The sequence below is a fragment of the Roseovarius sp. BRH_c41 genome, assembly GCF_000961715.1.
Taxonomy (GTDB): domain Bacteria; phylum Pseudomonadota; class Alphaproteobacteria; order Rhodobacterales; family Rhodobacteraceae; genus Roseovarius.
Map to the genome: position 1 here is coordinate 62,085 of NZ_LADY01000023.1, position 13,747 is coordinate 75,831.

Annotated in this window: 17 protein-coding genes; 14 read left to right on the forward strand and 3 right to left on the reverse strand. The window is 63.8% G+C overall.

All coding sequences use genetic code 11. The annotated features are described in order from the left end of the window. Position 1: 1 nt before the first annotated feature. Positions 2-1,348, forward strand: coding sequence for a phosphonate ABC transporter, permease protein PhnE (gene phnE, locus VR71_RS07270; protein ID WP_045682464.1), 1,347 nt, complete (start codon positions 2-4; stop codon positions 1,346-1,348). Positions 1,349-1,450: 102 nt separating this feature from the next. Beyond that, complete coding sequence (locus VR71_RS07275) at positions 1,451-2,068, forward strand: chloramphenicol acetyltransferase (protein ID WP_296430051.1); 618 nt, start codon at positions 1,451-1,453, stop codon at positions 2,066-2,068. Positions 2,069-2,192: 124 nt separating this feature from the next. Here the strand turns inward: VR71_RS07275 and phnF are convergent, their stop codons facing one another. Beyond that, positions 2,193-2,912: a phosphonate metabolism transcriptional regulator PhnF gene (gene phnF, locus VR71_RS07280; protein ID WP_045682469.1), complete on the reverse strand. Its 720-nt coding sequence runs from the start codon at positions 2,910-2,912 to the stop codon at positions 2,193-2,195. A gap of 114 nt (positions 2,913-3,026) precedes the next feature. On the opposite strand from phnF, the gene phnG reads away from it, so the two are divergent. Genes phnG through phnN form a run of 9 tightly spaced genes read left to right on the forward strand, consistent with a single transcriptional unit; the run spans position 3,027 to position 9,620 of the window. Next, positions 3,027-3,470 (forward strand): phosphonate C-P lyase system protein PhnG, encoded by a 444-nt coding sequence (phnG, locus tag VR71_RS07285; RefSeq protein WP_045682471.1) that lies wholly within the window; start codon positions 3,027-3,029, stop codon positions 3,468-3,470. Continuing rightward, positions 3,470-4,039, forward strand: coding sequence for a phosphonate C-P lyase system protein PhnH (phnH, locus tag VR71_RS07290; RefSeq protein WP_045682473.1), 570 nt, complete (start codon positions 3,470-3,472; stop codon positions 4,037-4,039). Before phnG ends, phnH begins: the two co-directional genes overlap by 1 nt. Then, positions 4,040-5,128, forward strand: a complete 1,089-nt coding sequence (locus tag VR71_RS07295) for a carbon-phosphorus lyase complex subunit PhnI (protein WP_045682475.1) — start codon at positions 4,040-4,042, stop codon at positions 5,126-5,128. It begins immediately after the preceding gene. Positions 5,129-5,159: 31 nt separating this feature from the next. Further along, positions 5,160-5,762, forward strand: a complete 603-nt coding sequence (locus tag VR71_RS07300) for an HAD family phosphatase (protein ID WP_045682477.1) — start codon at positions 5,160-5,162, stop codon at positions 5,760-5,762. Then, on the forward strand, positions 5,759-6,628 hold the full coding sequence (locus VR71_RS07305) for an alpha-D-ribose 1-methylphosphonate 5-phosphate C-P-lyase PhnJ (protein WP_009815704.1): 870 nt from the start codon (positions 5,759-5,761) through the stop codon (positions 6,626-6,628). Before VR71_RS07300 ends, VR71_RS07305 begins: the two co-directional genes overlap by 4 nt. Next, positions 6,625-7,395: a phosphonate C-P lyase system protein PhnK gene (gene phnK, locus VR71_RS07310; protein ID WP_045682479.1), complete on the forward strand. Its 771-nt coding sequence runs from the start codon at positions 6,625-6,627 to the stop codon at positions 7,393-7,395. The genes VR71_RS07305 and phnK overlap by 4 nt, the downstream gene beginning before the upstream one ends. Positions 7,396-7,416: 21 nt before the next feature. After that, positions 7,417-8,373, forward strand: a complete 957-nt coding sequence (locus VR71_RS07315) for a magnesium transporter CorA family protein (protein WP_009815706.1) — start codon at positions 7,417-7,419, stop codon at positions 8,371-8,373. An 18-nt stretch (positions 8,374-8,391) separates the two neighbouring features. After that, a complete protein-coding gene (gene phnL, locus VR71_RS07320; RefSeq protein WP_009815707.1) occupies positions 8,392-9,075 on the forward strand; it encodes a phosphonate C-P lyase system protein PhnL in 684 nt (227 codons plus the stop codon). Next, entirely contained in the window at positions 9,072-9,620 is a 549-nt protein-coding gene (phnN, locus tag VR71_RS07325) for a phosphonate metabolism protein/1,5-bisphosphokinase (PRPP-forming) PhnN (RefSeq protein WP_009815708.1), read from the forward strand. The genes phnL and phnN overlap by 4 nt, the downstream gene beginning before the upstream one ends. On the opposite strand, the gene VR71_RS07330 is transcribed toward phnN, so the two are convergent. Beyond that, positions 9,602-10,288: a DUF1045 domain-containing protein gene (locus tag VR71_RS07330; RefSeq protein ID WP_045682481.1), complete on the reverse strand. Its 687-nt coding sequence runs from the start codon at positions 10,286-10,288 to the stop codon at positions 9,602-9,604. The genes phnN and VR71_RS07330 overlap by 19 nt on opposite strands. Before the next feature lie 50 nt (positions 10,289-10,338). On the opposite strand from VR71_RS07330, the gene VR71_RS07335 reads away from it, so the two are divergent. From VR71_RS07335 to VR71_RS07345, 3 genes are all read left to right on the forward strand, one after another. Beyond that, complete coding sequence (locus tag VR71_RS07335) at positions 10,339-11,481, forward strand: alpha-D-ribose 1-methylphosphonate 5-triphosphate diphosphatase (protein WP_045682483.1); 1,143 nt, start codon at positions 10,339-10,341, stop codon at positions 11,479-11,481. Positions 11,482-11,552: 71 nt separating this feature from the next. After that, entirely contained in the window at positions 11,553-12,251 is a 699-nt protein-coding gene (locus tag VR71_RS07340) for a fumarylacetoacetate hydrolase family protein (RefSeq protein ID WP_045682485.1), read from the forward strand. A 5-nt stretch (positions 12,252-12,256) separates the two neighbouring features. Then, positions 12,257-13,219, forward strand: coding sequence for an SLAC1 anion channel family protein (locus VR71_RS07345; RefSeq protein ID WP_045682487.1), 963 nt, complete (start codon positions 12,257-12,259; stop codon positions 13,217-13,219). A gap of 55 nt (positions 13,220-13,274) precedes the next feature. On the opposite strand, the gene VR71_RS07350 is transcribed toward VR71_RS07345, so the two are convergent. Next, positions 13,275-13,727 (reverse strand): YqaA family protein, encoded by a 453-nt coding sequence (locus tag VR71_RS07350; protein WP_045682489.1) that lies wholly within the window; start codon positions 13,725-13,727, stop codon positions 13,275-13,277. Between the last annotated feature and the right edge of the window lie 20 nt (positions 13,728-13,747).

Sequence of the window (13,747 nt, forward strand, 5' to 3'; positions counted from 1 at the left end):
CATGAGCATGATGACCGACATCACTCCCACCCACTTTGATGCCACAGCGCACTTTGAACGCAAGCGGCGGCTGGCCTTTGCATTCCCTGCGGTGATCCTCGCCTATTTCGCCTATATCTTCTTTGCCTTCGACATCATGGGTCTCGCCGAGCGCGCGCGATTGGACAACGCCAAGATTCTCGTCGCCGACAGCTATAGCTACAAGACCCATGTGACCCGTGACAACCGCAGCGGCGCGCTCAGCATCGCGGTCGAAGGCGAGAACAAGGGAACATGGCCCGACGGCACCAGCCCCGATTGGGTCGATATCCAGAGCCCCGAACGCACACTTGTTACCCTAAAATACGGCCAAGAGGTGCTGCTCGACGGCAACACAATGCGCTACGATGTGCCGGGCTATGGGTTGATCACAGCAGAGGTCACGCGCCGCGACGGCGTCATGCTCGACCTGCCCAGCGACACAATCCCCGACTGGATCAGCGCCAGCGAGGCCCGCGTAGATATCACCACCGATGCAGGCCGCGTGACCCTGACACGGGCGCGCACCGAGGTCATGCGATATCACTTCGGCTGGGAACTCTTCTGGTTCACCCTCGACAGCCCGTTTTATGGCAAGAGCCTGGGTGAATTGGCAGCGCTTGCAGTCTCCTCCGACCGGATTGTCGACGGTAAGAGCAACCTCGCCGCCATGGCGCATGACGTCTGGAACAATCGCATGTGGCAACACAAGGATGTCATGTGGGCCATCTTCGAGACGATCCTCATGGCCTTTCTCGGCACCATGGGGGCGGGGCTGGTGGCGCTCCCGCTGGCTTTTGCCGCTGCGCGCAACTTCTCGCCCTTCATGGCGGTGCGCTCCGCCGTCCGACGGGTATTTGACCTCTTGCGCGGGGTCGATGCGCTGATCTGGACACTGGTTCTGGCCCGCGCCTTTGGCCCCGGCCCGATGACCGGCGCGCTGGCCATCCTGCTGACCGACACCGGCACCTTTGGTAAACTCTTCTCCGAAGCGCTGGAGAACGTCGACAAAAAACAGATCGAAGGCGTGCAATCGACGGGGGCCAAGCCGCTGCAACGCTACCGCTTTGGCGTGATCCCCCAGATCACCCCCGTCCTGCTCAGCCAGTTACTCTATTACCTCGAATCCAACACCCGAAGCGCCACCATCATCGGCGCGATCACCGGCGGCGGGATCGGCCTTTTGTTGACACAGGCCATGATCACGCAAAAAGATTGGGAAGAGGTCAGCTATTACATCATTCTCATTCTGCTGATGGTGATGCTGATGGACACGGTGTCAGGATGGCTGCGCCGCAAGCTCATCACCTCGAATGACGGCGGGCATTGAGAGGGCGGAATTTGAGTATTTGATCCAAGAAAAGGTAACCTGCTTGCTTTTTCTTGGATCAACTACTCCCGCCGGAGGCCCAAAACCCTTATGGAGCGCGCCATGCCCCGATTGCAGGCCGACAAAGCCCTGATCCACCCCGAGTGCGAGATCACAGATTGCGAATTCGGCATCTATACAGAGATCGGGCGCGGCAGCCGCCTCGCGCATGTGGCGATGGGGGATTATTCCTATTGCGACCGGTCCTGTGACCTCGCCAATGCCGAAATCGGCAAATTCGCCAATATCGCCAGCTTTGCCCGGGTGGGGGCAACCGATCACCCGCTCGACCGCGCCAGCCTGCACCACTTCATCTATCGCTCGGCCAGCTATTGGGACGATGCAGCTGACGACATTGATTGGTTCGACAAACGCCGCGCGCGGGTGGCGCGGATCGGCCATGACACCTGGATCGGCCATAATGCGCAAGTGAAGCCCGAAATCACTGTGGGTCATGGCGCGGTGATCGCCGCCGGGGCGGTGGTGACGCATGACGTGGCCCCCTATACGATCGTCGCGGGCGTGCCAGCCCAGCCCCTGCGCCCTCGCCTCGCACCCGCTCTGGCCGACCGCATGATGGCCTTGGCGTGGTGGGAGTGGGATCACACTCGGCTGCGCCATAGCCTTGACGATTTCCGCAGCCTGAGTGCCGAGGCATTCCTCGAAAAGCACGGCGGTTGAGCGAGCAAAAAGGCGGCCTTGTGGGGCCGCCTTGGGATGCTGAAATCATAGCATGAAAAAGGCAGGTGCAATAGCCTCGCTGATAGGCTCACCAGATGACAGGCCCGTGACAAACCGCACTTTCTCACAAATCCGCAAGCGTCAGCGTGATCCGGTCCCCGGCAAACCAAGTGCGGCCATATTCAATGGGCCAACCCTCTGGATCCACATTGACCGCAATCGTGCGCAGGATCGGTGCGCCGGGGCTGAGGCTCAGATGCACCGCCTGCATCGGGCTGGCCAGTTTCGCATTGAGCCGGGTCGAGGCGCGGGTGAAATCCGCGACTCCCTCTGCGGCCAGCGCAGCCGTCACCGATGTCAGCCGCCTCAGCGCCTCGGGCAGGCCGGGAAACCGCGCCGCCGGAAAGCTGCTGCGAAACACCGCCACCGGCACGCCGTCTGCCAGCGACAGCCCGTCACAGACATGCACCATCGCCCCCGGCGCGAGCCTCAGCGCTTCTGCCTCGGCGGCATCGGCGCTGCGCGTCTCAAGGGCGAGGATTTCCTTGGTCGGCAGGCGCCCGGCGGCTTGCAAATTCTGATGAAACCGCACCCGTCGGCCAATCGGATACTCGGTCGGACGATGCGCGACAAAAGCCCCCGCCCCGCGCCGACTAAAAATCACTCCCGCCTCGGCCAAGGCCGCCAACGCCCGGCGCACCGTATGGCGGTTGACGCCAAAACGCGTCGCCAGCACCGCCTCGGTCGGGAGCTTGTCCCCGGGGCCATAGCGCGCTGCCGCGATGTCATCGCTCAGACTGTCATGGATCGCCCGCCACAGGGCATCGGGTTTTTCTCGAGGCATGTCACATAAGTTTCATTGCTGACTGGCTTGCTAGGGGCCGGGGTTTCGCGTATAGATTTGTCTAGTTGTATAGTTATATCGACAACTTCGCAAGATGTCCAGCAAGGGACCCGCATGAGCAAAGAAACCGAACGCAAGGGCTGGATGGGCCTCTTGGCGCGCGCGCCCGCCGAGGATCTGCACAGGCTCTGGTCTGAAACGGGGTTGACCCCCGATCACGCCTATCTGCGCGCCCCAGAAGTGGGCGGCGTCATGGTGCGGGGCCGCGCCGGGGCCACGGGGACTGCCTTCAACTTGGGAGAGATGACCGTCACCCGCTGCGCCCTGCAACTGGGCGACGGTCGCGTCGGCCACGGCTATGTGCAGGGTCGCGACAAACGCCACGCGACTGAGGCCGCTCTGATTGACGCGCTGATGCATGGGGCCGAGGCAGCGATGATCCGCGCCCATATCCTCGACCCTCTGGCCGAGGCAGAGACCACCCGCCGCCAGACCCGCGCGGCCCACGCCGCCGCGACCAAGGTCGATTTCTTCACCCTTGTGCGAGGAGAGGATTGATGCAGACCGAGGCCCTGACCGGCGGCTTTGCCGATACACCAACCCAATCGGCAGAGGCATTTCGCGCGGTGATGCGTGCCATGGCCCGCCCCGGCACCATTGAGCAGATCACGGGCGCTCGGCCCCCCGCGCCGCTCTCAAACGCCGCTGGGGCTGTGATCCTCACCCTTTGTGATCCCGAAACGCCGGTGCATCTGGCGGGCGCGGCCGATACTTCGGCCGTTCGCGACTGGATCACCTTTCACACCGGCGCGCCGCTGGTCGAGCGCGCCCGCGCCAGCTTTGCGCTTGGCACGTGGCAGGCGCTTTTGCCGCTCGATTCCTATCCCATCGGCACCGCCGAATATCCCGACCGCTCCACCACCCTGATCGTCGAGATGCCACAGCTCAGCCAAACCGGCGCGCGCCTGACCGGGCCCGGCATCGCAACAACCGCCGCCCTGTCGCTGCCCGACATCGCCGCCTTTCAGCAGAACACCGCGCTCTATCCTTTGGGGCTGGATTTCCTCTTTACCTGCAAGAACCACCTCGCGGCGCTGCCGCGCTCAACCCGCGTGGAGGGCCTCTAGATGTATGTCGCAGTCAAAGGCGGCGAACGCGCCATCGACAACGCCCATGCCTGGCTCGCCGAGGAGCGGCGCGGCGATACGGACGTGGCCGAACTCAGCGTGGCGCAGATCCGCGAACAACTCAGCCTCGCGGTCAACCGCGTCATGGCCGAAGGGTCGCTCTATGATCCCGACCTTGCCGCGCTCGCCATCAAACAGGCGCGCTGTGATCTGATCGAGGCGATTTTCCTCATCCGCGCCTATCGCACCACCCTACCCCGGTTTGGGGCCTCTAACCCGGTGGACACCGCCGCTATGCGCTGTGACCGGCGCATCTCGGCCACGTTCAAGGATGCGCCGGGCGGTCAGGTTCTGGGTCCGACGTTTGACTACACCCATCGCCTCTTGGATTTCAAACTGGCGGCAGAGGGCGAGACGCCCGAGGCGTCAACAGCCACGCCCACCCCCAGCCCCACGCCGCATATCATGGGCTATCTCGACCGTGAGGGGCTCATACAACAGGAACCCGAGAGCGACAGGACACCCCCCGACCTCACCCGCGAACCGATGCAATTGCCCGCAGACCGTGCGCTGCGGCTTCAGGCGCTCACGCGCGGCGACGAGGGGTTCATCCTGTCGCTCGCCTATTCCACCCAGCGCGGCTATGCCCGCAACCACGCCTTTGTGGGGGAGTTGCGCATCGGCGCGGTGGCGGTGGAAATGGACATTCCAGAACTGGGTTTCGCCATCGAACTGGGCGAAATCACTCTCACCGAATGCGAGACGGTGAACCAGTTCAAAGGCTCCAAAACCGAACCGCCACAATTCACCCGGGGCTATGGGCTGGTCTTTGGCCAGACCGAACGCAAGGCCATCGCCATGGCGCTGGTGGACCGCGCCCTACGCTGGCGCGAACTCGGCGAAGAGGACCAGGGCGCGCCCGCGCAGGATGAGGAATTCGTCCTCATGCATGCCGACAATATTCAGGCCACCGGCTTTTTGGAGCATATCAAGTTGCCGCATTATGTCGATTTCCAAAGCGAATTGGAACTGGTGCGCAAACTCCGCCGCGAGGCAGAGGGCGCGGCGCATCGGGAGGCGGCGGAATGAGTATTTTTGCCAAGAAAAAGCAGGGGCGCCGATGACCCTCATCGTCTTTGACATCGGCAATGTCCTCTTGCGCTGGGACCCGCAGGCGGCCTTTCGCCATGCCTTTGCCAGCGACGCCGAGATTGACGCGCTGCTGGACGAGGTCGGCTTCTATGACTGGAACTATGAGCAGGACAGGGGCCGCCCACGCGCCGAGGCGGTGGCGGCGATTGCCGCCCGCTGGCCAGAACATGCCGCCCTGATGAACGGCTATTTCGACCGCTTCGGCCTGACCATCCGCGACCGCATCCAAGGGTCATGGGACATTGCCGCAAACCTCAAGGTGCGCGCCTATCGTCTCTGGGCGCTCACCAATTTCTCAGCCGATACCTGGCCCGAGGCGCGGCACCTGCATCCCGACCTGACCACGCTCTTTGAGGGGATCGTCGTGTCGGGGCATGAGCGTATGGTCAAACCCGACCGTGAGATTTTCGACCTCCTCTGCACCCGCGCCGATGCCGCGCCGGAGCAGTGCTATTTCATTGACGACAGCGCCAGCAACGTGGCCGGTGCCCGCGCCGCAGGCTGGCAGGCGCATCACTTCACCGGGCCCGAGGGCCTGCATGCAGACCTGCGCGACCGGGGGCTCTTATGACCGATTACAACTTTGCCTATCTCGATGAGCAGACCAAGCGGATGATCCGCCGCGCCATTCTAAAGGCATTGGCAATCCCCGGCTATCAGGTGCCCTTTGCCAGCCGCGAGATGCCGATGCCCTATGGCTGGGGCACGGGGGGCGTGCAGGTCTCTGCCGCCTGTCTTACGCCCGGCGATACGTTCAAGGTGATCGACCAAGGGGCCGATGACACCACCAACGCGGTCTCGATCCGCAAATTCTTTGAGAAAACCGCGCGTGTCGCCACCACCGAGGAAACCGCACGGGCCAGCATCATCCAGACCCGTCACCGCATCCCCGAGGAGGCCCTGAGCGAGGATCAGATCCTAGTCTATCAGGTGCCGATCCCCGAACCGCTGCGGTTTCTCGAACCCTCCGAGGTGGAGACCCGCAAGATGCACGCGCTTGAGGAATATGGCCTCATGCATGTGAAACTCTACGAGGATATCAGCCAGCATGGCGCGATTGCCACCGCCTATGCCTATCCGGTCAAGGTCGAGGGGCGCTATGTCATGGACCCCTCACCGATCCCCAAATTCGACAACCCCAAACTCAGCATGGCCGCGATCCAGCTCTTTGGTGCAGGGCGCGAACAGCGCATCTATGCCCTGCCGCCCTATACAAAGGTTGTCAGTCTCGATTTCGAGGATCACCCGTTCGAGCCCACAAAGGCCGCGCATGATTGCGACCTTTGCGGGGCCGCTGACAGCTATCTCGACGAGGTGATCATGGATGATGCGGGCGGGCGCATGTTCGTCTGCTCAGACACCGATTATTGCCGCGCCCGCCGCGCAGCGGGCCATATCGGTGCCCAAGGCGCCCCCTATGAAGAGGCCACCGCATGACCCCCCTTCTGCAAGTCCGCGATCTCGCCAAATTCTACGGGTCCCGGCGCGGCTGCGAGGGCGTCAGCTTTGATCTCTACCCCGGCGAGGTGATGGGCATTGTCGGCGAGAGCGGATCAGGCAAATCCACGCTTCTGAGCTGCCTTGCCGGGCATCTGCCCCCCGACCGGGGCGAGGTCATCTTTGACACGCACGGCCACGGGCCCCGCGACACGCTCACCATGTCCGAACCTGAACGGCGGATGCTGATGCGCACCGATTGGGCCTTTGTCCATCAGCACGCCCGCGACGGGCTGCGCATGGGGGTGAGCGCCGGTGGCAATGTGGGCGAACGGATGATGGCCGTGGGCGCGCGGCATTATGGTGATATCCGCGCACAGGCGATTGACTGGCTGGGCCGGGTCGAAATTGCCGCCGACCGCGTCGATGACAAACCGCAGGCGTTTTCAGGCGGCATGCAGCAACGCCTGCAAATCGCCCGCAACCTCGTCACCGGCCCGCGTCTGGTGTTCATGGATGAACCCACCGGCGGGCTTGATGTCAGCGTGCAGGCGCGGCTCCTCGATCTCTTGCGCGGCCTCGTGCGCGAAATGGGCCTCTCGGCCATTATCGTCACTCATGATCTGGCGGTGGTGCGATTGCTCGCCGACCGGCTGATGGTGATGAAAGATGGCTTTGTGGTCGAAGACGGCCTGACCGATCAGGTGCTCGACGATCCGCAACACGGCTATACGCAACTGCTTGTTTCCAGCGTATTGCAGGTCTGACGCCATGTGCAGGAGCAGAGCATGATCACCTATTATGCCAAACACGAGACCGGATTGCATCCGGTGCCAGACCTGAACGGCGCGCCTGTGCTGTGGATCGACATGCTCGCACCCGACGCACAGGCACTCGCGCAAATGTCGGGGCGTTTGGGCATCGCCCTGCCCAGCCGCGAGGATCAGGACGAGATCGAGCAATCCTCCCGCCTCTATCTTGAGGACGGCGTGCCGGTGATGACAGCCCTCTTGCCTGCGCGCAATGACGCGGGCGAAACCATCGTCGGCCCGGTGTCTTTCGTGCTCATGGCCGACCGGCTGGTGACACTGCGTCACCACACCCCGCGCCCCTTTACCACCTTTCCCGACAAGGCCGGGAAATCCTCTTACGGCTGCGCCAGCACAGAGGCAGTGCTAATCGGTTTGATCGAGGAAATCATCGACCGACTGGCCGATATCATCGAACAGACCGGGCGCGACATCGACGCGCTCTCCAAACGCATCTTTGGCGACAAACCCCTCAATACCGAGGCCTATCGCACCGCCCTGCGCGACATCGGTCAGGCCGACGGGCGCGTCATGCAAATCCGCGAGAGCCTGATGACACTGGAGCGCCTGCTGGGCTTTCTCATGCCGGTGATGGAGGCACGGCGCGGCGCCAAGCCACTGCGCGGCGCGCTGAAATCGCAATATCGCGATGTGCGCACGATCACCGAACAGGCGGGCTATCTGCAACAGAAAACCGGCTTCATGCTGGATGCAGCGCTTGGCCTCATCACAATCGAGCAAAATGCCATCATCAAAATTTTCTCGGTCGCGGCGGTGGCCTTTCTGCCGCCCACCCTCGTGGCGTCCATCTACGGGATGAATTTCGAGGTGATGCCAGAATTGTCCTGGCCCTTCGGCTATCCGCTGGCCTTGGGGCTGATGGCGCTGTCGGCGCTGGTGCCGCTCTGGCTTTTCCGCCGTCGCGGCTGGCTTTAACCCCATGGAGACCCGGCAATGATCGAGATTGACAGCCTGAGCAAGAGCTTCACCCTGCACAATCAGGGTGGCGCGATCATTCCGGTGATGGTGGGCGCGCATCTCAATGCCGCCCCCGGCGAATGTGTGGCGCTCACCGGCAGCTCGGGCGCGGGCAAATCCACCCTGATGCGGATGATCTACGGCAATTACCGTGCCAACACCGGGCGGATCATGGTGGGGGACACCGATGTCGCCCGCGCCACCCCGCGCGAGATCATCCAACTCCGCCGTCACACCCTGGGTTATGTCAGCCAGTTCCTGCGCGTCGTGCCCCGCGTGCCGACACGCGACGTGGTGGCAGAACCGCTCCTGATCCTCGGAACCCCGCCCGATGTGGCGCTCGACCGCGCCGAGGCGCTGCTGGCGCGCCTCAACATCCCCGGCCGGCTCTGGTCGCTCAGCCCCACGACGTTTTCCGGCGGCGAGCAACAGCGTGTCAACATCGCACGCGGCTTTGCCCATGACTTTCCCGCCCTCCTGCTGGATGAGCCTACCGCCAGCCTTGATGCCACCAACCGCGAGGTCGTCCTGACCCTGATCGAAGAGGCCAAGGCGCGCGGCGCGGCCATCATCGGCATTTTCCACGACGAGGCCGCACGCGCACGCGTCTGCGACCGAGAGGTGGACGTCGCCACCTTTACCCCGGCGCGCGCGGCATGACGCGGGGCCGCCTCATCGCCGTGGTCGGCCCCTCTGGCGTGGGCAAGGACACGCTGATGCGCGCCATGATCGCAGGCCACCCCGGTCTGCGCCGCGCCCGCCGCGTCATCACCCGCGCCCCGGACCCCGAAGGCGAGGGCCATGAGGCCGTGAGCGAGACCGAATTCGACGCCCGGCTCAAGGAGGGCGGTTTTGCCCTGCATTGGCGTGCGCACGGGCTACGCTACGGCGTGCCGGTGGGGATCTGCCTTGATCTGGCGGCGGGGCGCGATCTGCTGGTGAACCTGTCGCGCAGCGTGCTGCCCGAGGCACAGGCGCGGTTTCAGCCTTTTGTCATCCTGCATTTGACCGCTACCTCCGAGGTATTGGCTGCCCGCCTCGCCGGGCGCGGTCGCGAAACCCATACCGATATTGCCGAGCGGTTGAGCGGCGCCGATCTGGCCCTCCCCGAGGGCGTGGGTCCCGTGATCACGCTCGACACCGACGCAGCCCTCCCCCGGCTCACCAAAACCGCGCTCAAAGCAATCTATGCGGTCAAGGTATGACGGTGCAGCACATGAAACCGCCCCTGCCGATCCTCGCCCACCAGCGACAGCGCGTCGATCTGGAACGGACGCGGCACAATCGGGCCAAGCCGCGCGTCAAGCGCCGCCTTGATCACGGGCAATTCCGCCTTTGGCCGCTTGCCGGTCAACGTGATATGAAATCGGAACTCTTCCATCACATAGGGATAGCCCCAACGCAACAGGTGCGCGTCTTGCGCAGGCGTCAGCCCCCCGGCCCGACGCCGCGCCAATTGTGCCTCGGTCAAGGGCGCGCGAAACGGCTCGAACGCCGCAACGGCCCGTGCCGCCAACCCGTTCAGCCCACCCTGATCTCCCACCGGCACCAATGCCAGAAACCGCCCCAGAGCCGCGATCTCCAGCCCCGCCAGCGTGACCGCCGCCTCCCCTGCACAAAACCGCTCGAACGCCCCAATCAATCCCGCCTCTCCCTGCCCCTCGGCCAAGGCAAAGGGCGGCTTGATCGTCGCATGCAGACCGTATTTGCGTGGGGTCTCGGTGATTTCGGCCACCGGCGCGGGCAGGCCTGGCACCTCGGGATGCGCGACGGCACAGCGCCGCGCGCAATCCCACCCCAACCACGCCGCGCCCAGGGAGGCAAGTTCCCCCTCGGGGGGCGTGAAATAAACAGCGTAGCGGTGAAAATCCATGAGGTCTCTCGTCGGGTTGCCGTGACGTGCCAAGAAAGCGTGACATCCCAATGACAGAAGACATCATTCTCGCCAATGCCCTCCTCATCCTGCCCGATGCGGTGATGCCCGGCGCGCTCCACCTTCGGGGCGGTACAATCACCGCCATCGACAGCGGCACCGCCGTGCCGCCCGGTGCGGTCGATTGTGGCGGCGATTACCTCGCCCCCGGCCTGATCGAGCTGCACACCGACAATCTGGAGCGGCACATCCAACCCCGCCCCAAGGTCGATTGGCCGCATAATGCCGCCATCCTCGCCCATGATGCGGAACTGGCCAGCGTGGGCATCACCACCGTCTTTGACGCGATGCGCGTGGGCTCAATCCCCACCGGCGTCGGGCGCTATAGCAAATATGCCCGTGGTCTGGCCGATGAGTTGCTCAGCCTGCGCGCCGAGGATGCGCTCAAGATCAGCCATTTTCTGCACCTGCGCGCCGAGGTCTGCTCGGAAACGCTGGAAGAGGAAATGGAGCAATTCGGCGCGCAAGACCGCGTCGGCATCGTCAGCCTGATGGACCACACGCCGGGGCAGCGCCAATTCCGCGACCTGACCAAGCTCGAGGAATACATGAAGGGCAAACACGCCCTCTCGGATGCGGAATTCGCCGAACATGTGGCGCAACTCAGGGCTCTGCGCGCCGCCAATGGCGCGCGCCACGAAGCGGCGGCGGTGGCCCACGCCGCCCGCTATGGCGCGGTGCTGGCCAGCCATGATGACACCACCGCCGAACAGGTGGCGGTGTCCGGCGGCTATGGCATCCGGCTGGCCGAATTTCCCACCACGGTCGAGGCGGCGCGAGCCTGTCACAGCCACGATATCGCGGTCATCATGGGCGCGCCCAACCTCATTCGGGGCGGCTCGCATTCCGGCAATGTCGCGGCGGGGGAACTGGCGGACGTCGGCTATCTTGACATCCTGTCGTCGGATTACGTGCCCTCCGCGCTCTTGCTCGGTGCGGTGCAACTGGGCGCACGCTGGGGCGATATGGCGCGGGGCCTCGCCACCGTCACCGCCAATCCGGCCCGCGCAGTGGGTCTGGCGGATCGCGGCACGCTCAGGACCGGCGCACGCGCAGACCTGATCCGCTTTCGCCTGCGCAGCGGCGCGCCAGCGCTGCGCGGTGTCTGGTCACAGGGCCGCCGCGTCGCCTGAACCCGCTTTGACAAGGGTGAAATCGGCGCGCATAACGGGCGCGAATTCAATCGCTTGCCCCGGAGGCCCCGATGACCCAACCGCTGTTTTCCCTGCCCCAACCGCCGCTCGTGCCGATCACCGGCACGGATCAGGGCTACCCGGTGCAGCGCATCTTCTGCGTCGGGCGCAACTATGCCGCCCATGCGCTTGAAATGGGCAATGAGGTAGACCGCGAAGCGCCGTTCTATTTCAACAAAGCGCCACAAACCCTGTGCCTCAGCGGCGCCAGCATCCCCTATCCGCTGGAAACCTCGGATTGCCATCACGAGATGGAATTCGTCGTGGCGCTCAGCGCCCCCGCCTTTCGCGTCAGCGCGGCTGATGCGATGGATGCGGTCTATGGCTATGCCTGCGGCATCGACCTCACCCGCCGCGACCTGCAAGGTGTCGCCAAGGAAAAACGCCGCCCCTGGGACATCGGCAAGGATTTCGAGAACGCCTCAATCATCTCGGCGCTCACCCCCAAAGCCGAATTTGGCGACATCGCCGATCAGGCCATCCGCCTCTCGGTGGACGGGCGCACCGTGCAAGAGGCGACACTCGCCGACATGATCTGGTCGGTCCCCGAGATCATCGCCCACCTGTCGCGCTTTTATCACCTCGCCCCCGGCGACCTGATTTACACCGGTACGCCCGCAGGCGTCGGCCCCGTGCTGCCCGGCAACACACTCTTGGGCGAGATCGACGGTCTCGCCCCCCTGCACCTGACCATCACCGCCGCAGAGTAGACCCCATGACCGAACCAGACCAAGGCCGCCTGCAATATGTGCCGGTGACGCTCTTTACCATTGTCATGGGCCTTTGCGGCTTTACCCTCGCGCTCCGTGCGGGCGAGGCGGCTTTGGGGCTTGGCCATTCCGCCTCTTGGGCGGCGCATTTGCTTTCTATGGTGGTCTTTGCCGCCGTGGCGCTTGCATATCTCGCCAAGGCGCTGCGCCACCCCGCTGCCGTGGCCGCCGAATGGCGTCACCCAGTCAAACTCGCCTTCTTTCCGGCAATTTCCATCGCCTTGGTGCTGATGTCGATCGTCATGCTCGCCCCGGCACCGGGGATTGCCCATGTGATGTGGCTCATCGCCGTGCCAATGCAACTGGTCCTCACCCTCGCCGTTGTCAGCGGCTGGATCAGCGCCCGCGCGTTCCAACATGGCCACCTCTCACCGGCATGGTTCATCCCGGCGGTGGGCAATGTGATCGTGGCCATCGCCGGGGTGCCACTCGGCTACCCGGAAATAAGCTGGTTCTTCACCAGCGTCGGCCTCATCTTCTGGATTGTCCTGCTCACGCTTGTGATGAACCGGCTGATTTTTCACGATCCCTTGCCAGAGCGGTTGCAACCCTCTCTGGTCATCCTGATCGCCCCGCCCTCAGTGGGATTTCTCGCTTGGGTGGAACTGGTGGGCGGCGTCGATCCCTTTGCCCGCGTGCTGCTCAATTGCGCCTATCTCTTTACGCTTATTGTCGCGGTGCAACTCCCCAAGCTCTTGAAGTTGCAGTTTTCCTTGGCCTTCTGGGCGCTCAGTTTTCCCATGGCAGGCGTCACCATCGCGAGCTTCACCTATGCAAAGGAAGTCGGCTCTCCGGGACACCTCCTGATCGGCCTTGCCCTTCTCACGGTCCTCTGCGTGATCATCGCTGGTCTTCTGTGGCGCACCCTCAAAGCCCTGCGCGCCGGCGTGATCTTTCAACCCGATTGAACGGCTGGGCCAAGCGCCCACCCGTTCCTCTGCAGTCATATCCTCGGGTTAAAGCTCACCCGGTTGCCTGCGCCGTGATCCACGCGAGCACGACATAGCGCCCGGTCTTGGCCAGAGTAACGAGTAGCACGAAGAGCCAGATCGGTGTGCGCATGACCCCGGCGATCACCGTAAAAGCGTCACCCAAGGGGGCCCAACTGAGCAGCAGCGTCCAGACGCCCCATCGCGCGTACCAGCCCTGAGCGCGCGCCATCTGCGTGTCAGTTGCCGGAAACCAGCGCCGATGTCGAAATCGCTCGATTCCTCTGCCCATGACATAATTGACCACGGCCCCCAGCGTGTTGCCAATGCTGGCCACAACGATAAGCCACGTGAGTGATACCGTGCCAGCCAGTTGCAGCCCGACAAACACCACTTCGGATTGAAAGGGCAGGATGGTTGCCGCGCCAAAGGCTGCCATGAACAACCCGGCCAATTGCGCGAAAACGCCCGAATCCATCACGATCATGCGTGACAGGTCCGGGCGGT

What these genes read in the sequence shown, in the direction of transcription:
- phnE (WP_045682464.1), top strand. Translation starts at nt 2, where the DNA reads ATGAGCATGATGACCGACATCACTCCCACCCACTTTGATGCCACAGCG.
- VR71_RS07275 (WP_296430051.1), top strand. Translation starts at nt 1,451, where the DNA reads ATGCCCCGATTGCAGGCCGACAAAGCCCTGATCCACCCCGAGTGCGAG.
- phnF (WP_045682469.1), bottom strand. Translation starts at nt 2,912, where the DNA reads ATGCCTCGAGAAAAACCCGATGCCCTGTGGCGGGCGATCCATGACAGT.
- phnG (WP_045682471.1), top strand. Translation starts at nt 3,027, where the DNA reads ATGAGCAAAGAAACCGAACGCAAGGGCTGGATGGGCCTCTTGGCGCGC.
- phnH (WP_045682473.1), top strand. Translation starts at nt 3,470, where the DNA reads ATGCAGACCGAGGCCCTGACCGGCGGCTTTGCCGATACACCAACCCAA.
- VR71_RS07295 (WP_045682475.1), top strand. Translation starts at nt 4,040, where the DNA reads ATGTATGTCGCAGTCAAAGGCGGCGAACGCGCCATCGACAACGCCCAT.
- VR71_RS07300 (WP_045682477.1), top strand. Translation starts at nt 5,160, where the DNA reads ATGACCCTCATCGTCTTTGACATCGGCAATGTCCTCTTGCGCTGGGAC.
- VR71_RS07305 (WP_009815704.1), top strand. Translation starts at nt 5,759, where the DNA reads ATGACCGATTACAACTTTGCCTATCTCGATGAGCAGACCAAGCGGATG.
- phnK (WP_045682479.1), top strand. Translation starts at nt 6,625, where the DNA reads ATGACCCCCCTTCTGCAAGTCCGCGATCTCGCCAAATTCTACGGGTCC.
- VR71_RS07315 (WP_009815706.1), top strand. Translation starts at nt 7,417, where the DNA reads ATGATCACCTATTATGCCAAACACGAGACCGGATTGCATCCGGTGCCA.
- phnL (WP_009815707.1), top strand. Translation starts at nt 8,392, where the DNA reads ATGATCGAGATTGACAGCCTGAGCAAGAGCTTCACCCTGCACAATCAG.
- phnN (WP_009815708.1), top strand. Translation starts at nt 9,072, where the DNA reads ATGACGCGGGGCCGCCTCATCGCCGTGGTCGGCCCCTCTGGCGTGGGC.
- VR71_RS07330 (WP_045682481.1), bottom strand. Translation starts at nt 10,288, where the DNA reads ATGGATTTTCACCGCTACGCTGTTTATTTCACGCCCCCCGAGGGGGAA.
- VR71_RS07335 (WP_045682483.1), top strand. Translation starts at nt 10,339, where the DNA reads ATGACAGAAGACATCATTCTCGCCAATGCCCTCCTCATCCTGCCCGAT.
- VR71_RS07340 (WP_045682485.1), top strand. Translation starts at nt 11,553, where the DNA reads ATGACCCAACCGCTGTTTTCCCTGCCCCAACCGCCGCTCGTGCCGATC.
- VR71_RS07345 (WP_045682487.1), top strand. Translation starts at nt 12,257, where the DNA reads ATGACCGAACCAGACCAAGGCCGCCTGCAATATGTGCCGGTGACGCTC.
- VR71_RS07350 (WP_045682489.1), bottom strand. Translation starts at nt 13,727, where the DNA reads ATGATCGTGATGGATTCGGGCGTTTTCGCGCAATTGGCCGGGTTGTTC.